Source organism: Vagococcus fluvialis, from assembly GCF_003337315.1.
Taxonomy (GTDB): Bacteria; Bacillota; Bacilli; order Lactobacillales; family Vagococcaceae; genus Vagococcus; species Vagococcus fluvialis.
This window is the reverse complement of record NZ_QPJV01000001.1, coordinates 228,086-239,565: the sequence shown is the minus strand read 5'-3', so window position 1 is coordinate 239,565 and position 11,480 is coordinate 228,086. Positions and strand designations below refer to the sequence as shown.

Genomic DNA, 11,480 nt, shown 5'->3' with positions numbered 1-11,480 from the left:
CTTATTCGTATATCATTGAGTTCTGACTTATTTTTAGAAAGAGGGGTAATATATGGCATTATTATTACAAAAAGTTAAAGGTCATGGTCGTCTAGTATTCGTCTCATTTTTGATGACATGTTTGATGGTTATTTCTCAACTATGGCAACCAAAATTATTACAAAAAGTAATGACAGCAATTATGAATGAAGATAACCAAGAACTAAAAAATGTGGGAATTATTCTAATAATAGTAGCAGTCGTTGGTTTAGTAGCAGGTATTTTAAATACTATTTTAGCAGCGAAGGTATCTCAAGAAGTCGCTTCTGAGATTAGAGCAGACGGATTTAAAAAGATCCAAACTTTCTCTTTTGCTGATATTGAAAAATTTTCAACGAGTAATTTAGTGGTTCGTTTAACAAATGATGTTAACCAAATCCAAATGATCGTGATGATGACACTACAAACTATTTTAAGAATCCCAATTTTATTTATTGGAAGTTTTATTTTAGCCATGATGACTTTACCAAAATTATGGTGGGTAATTATTTTACTAGTTGTTTTAGTCTTTGTGACAGTTATGTCTTTATTTGGACTAATGGGTAAACATTTCACCAAAATTCAAGGTTATATTGAAAAAGTAAATACAATTGCTAAAGAAAATTTAACTGGTATTCGTGTTGTAAAATCTTTTGTTCAAGAAGAAAATGAAACGAAAAAATTTACAAAAGTATCTGATAAATTAGCAAAACACACGATTACAGTAGGGAATCTATTTTCTATTATGATTCCAACGTTCATGTTAATCTCAAGTTTAGCTATTGTTGTTTCTATTTATTTTGCAGCAGATTTAGCAAAAACAGATATTGAAGTGATTGGTGCTATTGTGTCATTTATGAACTATTTAATGCAAATCATGATGAGTATAATCATTGGTGGAATGATGATGATGATGGCTTCTCGTGGTATGGTTTCATTAAAACGATTAAACGAAGTGTTAGAAACTGAACCAACATTAGTTTATAAAAAAGAAAGTACACAACCAATTACAACTGGTGAAGTAGTATTTGACCATGTAAGTTTTACTTATAATGGGGATGATCATCCAACTCTAAAAGATATCTCTTTCTCTACAAAAGCTGGAGAATCTGTTGGTGTTGTTGGGGCAACTGGTGCGGGTAAATCAACGTTAGCACAAATGATTGCTAGAATGTATGACCCAACAGAAGGAAATATTTATGTTGGAGAAGCGAATCTTAAAGATGTAGCAAAGACAGATTTACGTGAAAATGTAGCTTTAGTTCTACAAAAAGCGATTCTGTTTTCTGGAACAATTGCTGATAATATTCGCCAAGGTGATAAAAAAGCAAATGAAGAAAAAATGGAAAAAGCTTCTCGTATTGCCCAAGCTAAAGAATTTATTGAGCGTCAAGCAGACGGCTTTATGAGTCCTGTCGAAGAAAGAGGAGCGAACTTCTCTGGTGGACAAAAGCAACGTCTCTCTATTTCACGTGGAGTTATTGGTGATCCTAAAGTCTTAGTTTTAGATGATAGCACAAGTGCTTTAGACGCTAGATCTGAAAAATTAGTTAAGGAAGCATTGGCTAATGAATTAGACGGCACAACAACTTTCATTATTGCTCAAAAGATATCGTCAGTCGTTCAAGCGGATAATATTTTAGTCCTTGATGAAGGTCGTTTAGTAGCTCAAGGAACACATAAAGAGTTACTTAAAACAAGTGATGTTTATAAAGAAATCTATGAAACTCAAAAAGCAAAGGAGGTTGAATAAATAATGGCTAAACAAACTAAAAAGAAAAACAGTGTAACTAGTTTCTTTTGGTACTATTTAAAGGGCTATAAATGGCAGTTAAGTATTATCACTATTGCAATTGTTTTTTCAACTTACCTTCAAGTAAAAGCACCAGAATATACAGGAAAAGCCATAGAAGAATTAGCTAAATATGCAGGAACATATATGGCGATGGGTTCAGCAGATAAGAGTCCTTTTGTTAGTATCATTAAATTACTTGTTGGACTATATCTATTAAACTGGATTGCCATGTTCATTCAAAATATTTTAATGTCACTGGTAACTGGTAAATCAACGAACCATATGCGTATTAATTTATTTAAAAAGTTAGAAAAAATGACGATTTCATATTTTGATACTCATAAAGATGGTGAAATTTTAAGTCGTTTTACAAGTGATTTAGATAATATTTCAAATACGATGAACCAAGCTTTAATTCAAGTATTAACGAATATTTCTATGATGATTGGTGTTTTAATCATGATGTTTAGAGCTAACGTTCAAATGACTTGGGCGACACTTGCAGCAGCGCCTTTTGCGATTATCATTGCAGCTTTTATTATTAAACAAGCTGAAAAAAGTGTGGCTGTTCAACAAGAAAATGTCGGTAAATTAAATGGTTACATTAATGAAAAAATCTCTGGTCAAAAAGTAATCATAACAAATGGTTTAGAAGACGAAACAATTGATGGATTTGAAGTCTTAAACCAAGAAGTTAAACAAGCAACATTTAAAGGACAAGTTTATTCAGGTCTTTTATTTCCAACAATGCAAGGTATTTCTTTATTAAATACAGCAATCGTTATTTTCTTTGGTGGTTGGTTAGTTCTTAATGGTGACATGGATAAAGCAGCAGGACTTGGTTTGATTGTTATGTTTATTCAGTACTCACAACAATTTTACATGCCATTAACTCAAATTTCATCACAATTTAGTATGCTACAACTTGCCTTTACAGGTGCAAGAAGATTAAATGAAATCTTTGATGTAGATGATGAGTTTGAACGTGAAAATACAATTGATATTAATGGCATTCACCAAGAAGTTGCTTTAGAAAATGTTGATTTCTCTTATGAGAAAGAAAAACCAATCTTAAAACAAGTTAACTTAAAAGCTAAAAAAGGTGAGATGGTTGCTTTAGTTGGTCCAACAGGCTCAGGTAAAACAACAGTTATGAACCTTCTAAATCGTTTCTACAATGTAGATAATGGTAGCATTAAAATTGATGGTGTTGATATTCGAGACATTTCTTTATCAAGTCTACGCTCTAATATTGGGATTGTTCTTCAAGAGTCAGTACTATTTTCTGGTACAATTCGTGAGAACATCGTCTTTGGTAACGAACTTGCAACTGAAGAAGAAATGATATCTGCTGCTAAACAAGCTAATATTCATGATTTCATCATGTCCCTTGAAAAAGGATATGACACAGAAATTAACGATGAAAATAGTATCTTTAGTGTAGGACAAAAACAATTAATGAGTATTGCTAGAACAATCTTAACAGAACCTTCATTACTAATTTTAGATGAGGCAACAAGTAACGTAGATACTGTTACTGAAAGTCGTATTCAAAAAGCTATGGAAAATATTATTCAAGGTCGAACAAGTTTTGTGATTGCTCACCGCTTGAAAACTATTTTAAATGCAGACTACATCGTTGTTTTAAATCAAGGTGAAGTTATTGAAGAAGGAACTCATGAAGAATTATTAGAGGCTCGTGGCTTCTATGCAGAACTTTATGAAAATCAATTTGTTTTTGAATAGAAAGATGAAAGATATTCTAATTTTTTAGAATATCTTTTTTTATAAGCTTCATTAAATGAAAAAAAAGGCTTACACAATAGATTTTTTTATTGTTTATAGTTATAATGATTATGATATAAGAAAAAGATTATAGGCAACTTAGAAAGGCATGTGTTAATTATGTCAAATAGAATATTAATTGTTGAGGATGAAAAGAACTTAGCTCGCTTTGTAGAATTAGAATTAAAGCATGAAGGATATGAAACAGAAGTCCATTATAATGGAAGAACAGGCTTAGAAGCTGCTCTTTCAGGAGATTGGGATGCCATTCTTTTAGACTTAATGTTACCAGAATTAAATGGTCTTGAAGTTTGTCGTAGAATTAGACAATCTAAAAACACACCAATAATTATGATGACAGCTAGAGACTCAGTTATTGACCGTGTTTCAGGATTAGACCACGGGGCAGATGATTACATTGTTAAGCCATTTGCAATTGAAGAATTATTAGCTAGATTACGCGCTTTATTACGTCGTATTGATATTGAAGGCGACAAAAACATTACGAAACAAACAACTATTAATTATCGCGATTTAACGATTGAAAAAGAAAACCGTGTTGTTCGTCGTGGAGAAGAAATTATTGAATTAACAAAACGTGAATATGAGCTATTATTAATTTTAATGGAAAATATTAATGTTGTTTTATCTCGCGATGTCCTACTGAATAAAGTCTGGGGCTATGAAATCGAAGTTGAAACAAATGTAGTGGATGTATATATCCGCTACCTAAGAAATAAAATTGATGTATCTGGTGAGGATAGCTACATTCAAACTGTCCGTGGAACTGGATATGTAATGAGATCTTAAAAATGAAATTGTTTAAATGGATAGAGCTGCCAACTAAGTTTTCTTGGCGCTCTATTACTTTTAAGTGGACTATTTTAACTGCCCTAGCAATTTCCACTTTATTTACTATCTTTGCTTTTATGACTTATCAAACAAGTACTCAGATTATGATTGAACAAGAAAGAAGTGAGTTCAATCAAACAATGGATGAAGTTCAGAACCGTCTATCGCGTTCTGAGTATCCCTTAACTCTAAATAGCACCGTTTTTTATTTAAAAGAATCAGCAGGTAATTTTGATCGTAATAAGTATTATGACCGTGAAACTTTAGAAGCAAGTCTGATGCAATTAAATAGCTTTATTTCTGAGTTATCGCAACCAGAATTAAACGCTAAAGTTTATGGGGTAGATCATAGATTACTATTTGAAACGAAAAATGCTTACTTACCATTTGATGAGGAAGTACAACAAGAAACTAACATTCAAACTGTTAATAGTTTATCTGGCTTGATTCTAACAAAACCTGTTTATTCTAATGTTACAGGCGAGTTAGTAGGTTATGCTCAAGGCTTTTTTGAATTAAGTAGTTATATTGATGTTAGTAATAAATTACTTGAAACTTTGATATTCTTAGAAATTATAGGAGTTATCTTAAGTTTAGTACTTGGCTTTTTATTATCTAGTTACTTTACAAGTCCTCTTAGAAAGATGTCTAAAGTATTATACAGTATTGAAGAAGCTCATAAAACTGGAGAGAGAATGCCTGTCCCAAGAAGACAAGATGAAATCTCTGATTTAGCTAATGCTTTTAATGACATGCTTGAGCGGATGCAGAAATTTATTTTACAGCAGCAACAATTTGTAGAAGATGTTTCTCATGAGCTTAGGACGCCAGTAGCTGTGATTGAAGGACATATTAGCCTGTTAAATAGATGGGGGAAAGATGATCCAGAAGTTTTAGCAGAATCTCTTGAGGCTTCACTACAAGAAATCACACGTATGAAAAGTTTAGTTCAAGAAATGCTTGATTTATCAAGGGCTGAACAATCTGAACTCTATTATTCTGATAAAACAACAATGGCTAAAGAAGTTGTTCATACCAATGTGAGTAATTTCCAAATGTTGTATCCAGAATTTACCTTTAATTTAGATGATGACTTAATGAAAGACGTTGAGATTAAGATTTACCGAAATCATCTAGAACAAATTTTAATTATTTTACTAGATAATGCGGTTAAATATTCGACAGATAGAAAAGAAGTTTTGATTTCTCTTTCGAAATCTCATGAGTCAGTTGATATTATGGTTCAAGATTTTGGTGAGGGAATCTCTAAAGACAACTTAGATAAAATCTTTGATAGATTCTATCGTGTAGATAAAGCACGTGCTAGAAACACTGGTGGAAATGGATTAGGACTCTCCATTGCCTATCAATTAGTTGATAACTATCATGGTAAAATCAGTGTGAAAAGTGTTGAAGGGCAAGGCTCAGCATTTACTTTTTCACTACCCTTAGTATTAGAAGAGGTAAAGACTGAAACTGAAAACAAGAAAAATTAAGGAGGATGGCTGATAAGTCACCTCTTTTTTCAATTATTTTAGTAAAATTTAGGATACGATTATGTTATACTATTGAAGTAATTAAAAGGAGGGGAAATAAATGGAAATAGAAAAAACGAATCGAATGAATGCTCTGTTTGAATTTTATTCAACCCTTTTAACAGAAAAGCAAATGAATTATATTGAACTTTATTACGGTGATGACTTATCTCTAGGAGAAATTTCTGAAGAATATGGTGTTAGTAGACAAGCCGTTTACGACAATATTAAAAGAACAGAAAAGTTACTAGAAACTTATGAGAAAAAATTACATCTTTATTCAAATTACATTGTTCGTGAAGAAATCATTGAAGAAATCAAAAATGAAATGATAAACAGTGACTTTAATAATCAAAAAATAAACGAATTATTAGAAAACATTCAAGAAATTGAAGAAGAGTAGGAGAGAATTAATTTGGCATTTGAGAGTTTAACAGATCGCTTACAGGTAGCGATGAGTAAATTAAAGAAAAAAGGTACGGTGAAAGAAGAAGACGTAAAAGAAATGATGCGCGAGATACGTCTTGCTCTTTTAGAAGCCGACGTTAACTTACAAGTTGTTCGTGGTTTTACCAAACGTGTTGGAGAAAGATCTATTGGTGTTGAGATTTTAGAATCTTTAAACCCAACCCAACAAATCGTAAAAATTGTTGATGAAGAGTTAACAAAAGTTTTAGGTTCAGAAGCTGTTGCTTTAAATAAATCACCAAAAATCCCAACAATTGTCATGATGGTTGGTTTACAAGGTGCGGGTAAAACTACTTTTGTAGGAAAATTATCTAACTTTTTAAAGAAAAATGAAAATGCTAGACCTTTATTAATCGCAGGAGACGTGTACCGTCCTGCTGCCATTGACCAGTTAAAAGTAATTGGTCAGCAACTTGATATTCCTATATTTGATATGGGAACAGATACAGACCCAGTTGAAATTGTGCGCCGTGGTTTAGAACAAGCAAAAGAAAATAAAAACGATTATGTATTTATTGATACGGCGGGTCGCTTGCATATTGACGAGCACTTAATGGATGAATTAAAACGCATTAAAGAATTTGCACAGCCTAATGAAATTCTTTTAACAGTTGATGCTATGACTGGGCAAGATGCTGTTACAGTTGCTCAAAGCTTTGATGAGCAATTAGATGTAACAGGGGTTGTTTTAACTAAATTAGATGGTGATACTCGTGGTGGTGCGGCTCTATCAATTCGTGCCATTACAGGAAAACCAATTAAATTTATCGGTACAGGTGAAAAATTAACTGATGTAGAGGTATTCCATCCAGATCGTATGTCTTCTCGTATTTTAGGTATGGGAGATATGTTAACTTTAATCGAAAAAGCTCAACAAGAGTACGATGAAGAAAAAGCAGAAGAATTAGCACAAAAAATGCGCGAAAATTCCTTTGACTTCAATGACTTTATAGAGCAACTTGATCAAGTTATGGGAATGGGACCTTTAGAGGATTTATTAAAAATGATCCCTGGAATGAATAATATGCCAGGTCTTGATCAAATTAATATTGATCCAAAAGATGTGGCTCGTAAAAAAGCGATTGTCTTTTCAATGACACCACAAGAACGTGAAAATCCAGAATTATTAAACCCTAGTCGTCGTCGTCGTATTGCTGCTGGTTCTGGAAATTCAGTTGTAGAAGTGAATCGTATGATTAAACAATTTAACGAATCACGTAAAATGATGCAACAAATGAGTAAAGGAAATATGCCAGCTGGTATGGAAAATCTTATGGGTAATGGCGTTCAAGGAAAACTTGGGAAAATGGCCATGAATAAGATGATTAAGAAAAATAAGAAAAAAATGAATAAGAATAAAAAGAAAAATAAAAAGAAAAAATAAATAAGAAAAGGTTGGCTTATTAAATAGTCAACCTTTTCTTATTTATCGTAGGGTTACTGTAAAAAAGAGTCATATCCCTTGTTATTTATAAAAAAAATTGTTTAGATAGAGGCATAGACATTAGGAGGTTTTTTTATGATTAAGGATGCAACATATATTGCTAATTTAATAAAGAATAAAGAGATGTCTCCAATTGAGGCATTGGAAGAAATGCAAAGAAACGCAAATGAAAATCAAGATTTAAACGCATTTGTCGAACTTGATATTGAAAAAGCAAAAAAAGAGTTAAAAAACAAGAAAAAAAGTGATATAGAGCATCTTCCTTTTTACGGTGTGCCTTTTCCTTTAAAGGATGTTGGCCAAAGTAAAAAAGGTTTCGCTCAAACATTTGGTTCAAAGTTATTTGAAAAAAATAAAGCGAACCAAACGAATGACTATACAAGAAAAATTGAAGAAGCAGGATTTATTCCTTTTGGTGTAACAACCTCACCAGAATTTGCTTTTAAAAATGTAACAGATGCGCAAATTTATGGTCCAACACTTAACCCACTTGATAAAGAAAGATTTTCAGGTGGTAGTAGTGGCGGAGCAGCATCTGTTGTTGCTAGTGGTATTTCGCCAATTGCTGGTGCTAGTGATGGTGGTGGTTCAATTAGAATTCCTGCAAGTTTTACTGGCTTAATTGGTTTAAAACCTAGTCGAGGCATGATTATAACAGGTCCAGATGATTACCGTAGTTGGCAAGGGGCGTCAGTGAATTTTGCTTTAAGTATTTCCATTCGAGATACCCAAAAAATGTTAAATGTTTTAAAACCAGATAACCAGTATTCCCCGTACAATAGACCAAATGCTATGCTACCTGTTGTTAACAGACCTTTAAAGATAGCCGTTTGCTTTACGTCACCTGTTGGTAATCCTGTTAGTGATGAGGCTATTGAAGCGGTTATGGAAGCTGCAAAATTTATTGAAAAATTAGGACATCGAGTAGAGATGATTGATTATCCTGTTAATGGAGATGAGTTGATTAGAAGTTATTACAAAATGAATGGCGGCGAAACGGCAGCTATGTTTGAAGAGATGGAAGAAGCTTTTAATCGTGAAATGACTATTGATGACATGGAGTTAATGACTTGGACGATTTACCAATACGGTAAAAGACTCTCAGCTAGTGAATACTCTAAAACCTTCTCAAGTTGGGATCAGGCCGGTGTTACCATGGAGAAATTATTTGAAACTTATGATTTATTTTTATCACCAACAGCTACAACGATTGCTCCTAAAATTACTGATGATCTTCAAAGTGACGAAATTAGAGAAAAAATGCTTCAAGCAGAACATTTAAATAAAGCTGAACTAGAAGAATTAGTTTATGATATGTTTGAAAAAAGTTTATGGATTACACCATACACACAATTAGCCAATCTTACTGGCCAACCAGCTATTAGTCTACCAACTTATGTGACTAAAAATGAAGGCTTGCCAATAGGTGTTCAATTAATGGCTAACAGAGGAAATGACCGTTTATTATTAGAAGTTGGCCAATGGTTTGAAGATTTAAAAAAATTAATGATTCCAAGTATTTATAAAAGATATTAACATTTTATGAAAAGGAGGAGAACTCATGACACAAAAAGAAAAACAAGTTATTTATTTATTATTAACTGTGTTGCTTTTAGTTGTAGTGAGTGTCTCTTCTTTTTTAGCTGTAAAGATCGTTAAAAATAAAGAGTCAAGTCTTGCAGAGAAAGAAGAAGTGATACTAAAACCGAATGAAACCAATTTAGACCAAGCGAATGAATTAGTTTCTGGTTACTATTACGACAAAGCTTTAGAGTTATTAGAAACGGACAGCTCAGAAAAAGCAACGGAATTAAAAGCGAGAATTAATGAATTGATTAAAACAAGTGTCCACTGGGATGATCCAGGGAAAATCCCCCATTTGTTTTTTCATAGTTTAATCAAAGATTCTAAAAAAGCTTTCGGTTCAGCTCAAAATGGACAAGGTTATAAAGATTACATGGTAACCATTGAAGAGTTTAATCATTCAATTGAAGAATTATATAAAAATGGTTATGTGTTAGTTAGTTTAGAAAAACTCGTTCAAAAGAATAGTAATAATGAGCTAGAATTTGTAGGTGTTAATTTACCTCAAAATAAAAAGCCTTTAGTGCTATCTCAAGATGATGTTAGCTATTATGAATATATGACTGGGGAGGGATTTCCTGATAAGTTAGTTTTAGATACTAATCAAGAGGTTAAAAATCTCTATTCAGATAATGGCAATCAAGAAATTGGAGATTTTGATATGATCCCATTGATTGACAGTTTCGTAAAAGAGCATCCAGATTTTTCTTATCAAGGAGCTAAGGGAATGATAGCTTTAACAGGCTATAATGGTGTACTAGGTTATAGAACCTCACCATCAGTTTATGGTGATAATGAAAAAACTAAGGAAGAAAAAGAAGAAGCTATAAAAGTAGCCGAGAAAATGAAAGCTACAGGTTGGACGTTTGCTTCCCATTCCTGGGGACACATTGATATGGGTAAATCAACTTTAGAAGATATTCAAAGAGACAATCAGTTATGGCAAGAGGAAGTTGCACCGATTGTTGGAAAAACCTCAGTCTTTGTTTATCCTTTTGGAGCAGACATTAATGATTGGTTACCATATGAAGAAGATGAAAATAAAAAATTTGCGTATTTAAAAGAGCAAGGTTTTGATATCTATTGTAATGTTGATGCTACTCAAAGTTCTTGGGGGCAATTTGATAATGAATTTTATCGTAACTCACGAATTAATGTAGATGGTATTCGATTTGAATCTGAATTAACAGGTGAAAACACAGTCTTAAATGCTTTTTTTAATACAAAAGATGTTATAGATGAGAAAGCGAGAGAATAAAAAATCAAGAAGTCTACTAAAATGTAGGCTTCTTTTTTGTCCTATTTTTCTTAACACTATCTTTATACCGATTTTGCTATACTTCATTTACTCATTAAAAGGGAGGAATTATTGTGATTATTATCATTGCTATGATTGCGGTTATAACGTTAGCTTATTTATTTTATGAATTGTTTTTGGGGGATAAAAAATGATGTCCTTTACATGGATTATGCTTTTATTTTTTAGTTTTCTATTATTAACATCAATACCGATACTCGGATTGATACACAGAAGATGGAAGTTAGAAAATCAGAGGAAGTATTAGATGATATTTTATCAGCAGCTGTTTCAAGAATTAAAAAATATTATCCTGAGATTAATCTTAAAGTTGAATTACCGAAGGATTTAGTTCTTGTTCAAGTAGATGCCATTTTAATGGAGCAAGTTATCTTTAACTTACTTGAAAACAGTGTCAGATATGGGGATAAAAATCAGATGATTCAATTAAAAGTTGAAGAAAAAAATCAAATGACACGGATTCATGTGATTAACAAAGGAAGCGGGGAAGATGTTAAATTACTTCACTCCTTATTTGAAAACAAAGAAAAAGACGAAGTAATTGACTCTAAAAAAGGGTTAGGAATCGGTCTTTCAATCGTTAAAACAATTATTACAGCTCACAATGGCTTGATTTATGTTGCAGAAACACATGATGATGAAATTGATGTGGTTATTGAATTAAGAAGAAGGAGAGGATAA

The 11,480-nt window shown here is 32.3% G+C and carries 9 protein-coding genes; all 9 read left to right on the top strand.

Annotated features, from left to right (window positions below; genetic code table 11):
- The first annotated feature begins 52 nt into the window (after positions 1-52).
- The 9 genes from DFR54_RS01140 to DFR54_RS01100 all read left to right on the top strand — a co-directional run bounded on the left by DFR54_RS01140 (position 53) and on the right by DFR54_RS01100 (position 11,480).
- Positions 53-1,771, top strand: a complete 1,719-nt coding sequence (locus tag DFR54_RS01140; protein WP_114288550.1) for an ABC transporter ATP-binding protein — start codon at positions 53-55, stop codon at positions 1,769-1,771.
- 3 nt (positions 1,772-1,774) lie between these two features.
- Complete coding sequence (locus DFR54_RS01135) at positions 1,775-3,559, top strand: ABC transporter ATP-binding protein (protein ID WP_114288549.1); 1,785 nt, start codon at positions 1,775-1,777, stop codon at positions 3,557-3,559.
- A 159-nt stretch (positions 3,560-3,718) separates the two neighbouring features.
- Positions 3,719-4,408, top strand: a complete 690-nt coding sequence (locus DFR54_RS01130) for a response regulator transcription factor (RefSeq protein WP_086342952.1) — start codon at positions 3,719-3,721, stop codon at positions 4,406-4,408.
- Between the two features lie 2 nt (positions 4,409-4,410).
- Entirely contained in the window at positions 4,411-5,946 is a 1,536-nt protein-coding gene (locus tag DFR54_RS01125; protein WP_114288548.1) for a HAMP domain-containing sensor histidine kinase, read from the top strand.
- Positions 5,947-6,046: 100 nt separating this feature from the next.
- Entirely contained in the window at positions 6,047-6,388 is a 342-nt protein-coding gene (locus DFR54_RS01120; RefSeq protein WP_114288547.1) for a putative DNA-binding protein, read from the top strand.
- Between the two features lie 12 nt (positions 6,389-6,400).
- A complete protein-coding gene (ffh, locus tag DFR54_RS01115) occupies positions 6,401-7,837 on the top strand; it encodes a signal recognition particle protein (RefSeq protein WP_114288546.1) in 1,437 nt (478 codons plus the stop codon).
- Between the two features lie 135 nt (positions 7,838-7,972).
- Positions 7,973-9,433 carry an amidase gene (locus DFR54_RS01110; RefSeq protein WP_114288545.1) on the top strand — a complete coding sequence of 487 codons (1,461 nt, stop codon included), beginning with the start codon at positions 7,973-7,975 and terminating at the stop codon, positions 9,431-9,433.
- Between the two features lie 25 nt (positions 9,434-9,458).
- Positions 9,459-10,739: a polysaccharide deacetylase family protein gene (locus tag DFR54_RS01105; RefSeq protein ID WP_114288544.1), complete on the top strand. Its 1,281-nt coding sequence runs from the start codon at positions 9,459-9,461 to the stop codon at positions 10,737-10,739.
- Positions 10,740-11,015: 276 nt separating this feature from the next.
- Positions 11,016-11,480, top strand: a complete 465-nt coding sequence (locus DFR54_RS01100) for a sensor histidine kinase (protein ID WP_114288543.1) — start codon at positions 11,016-11,018, stop codon at positions 11,478-11,480.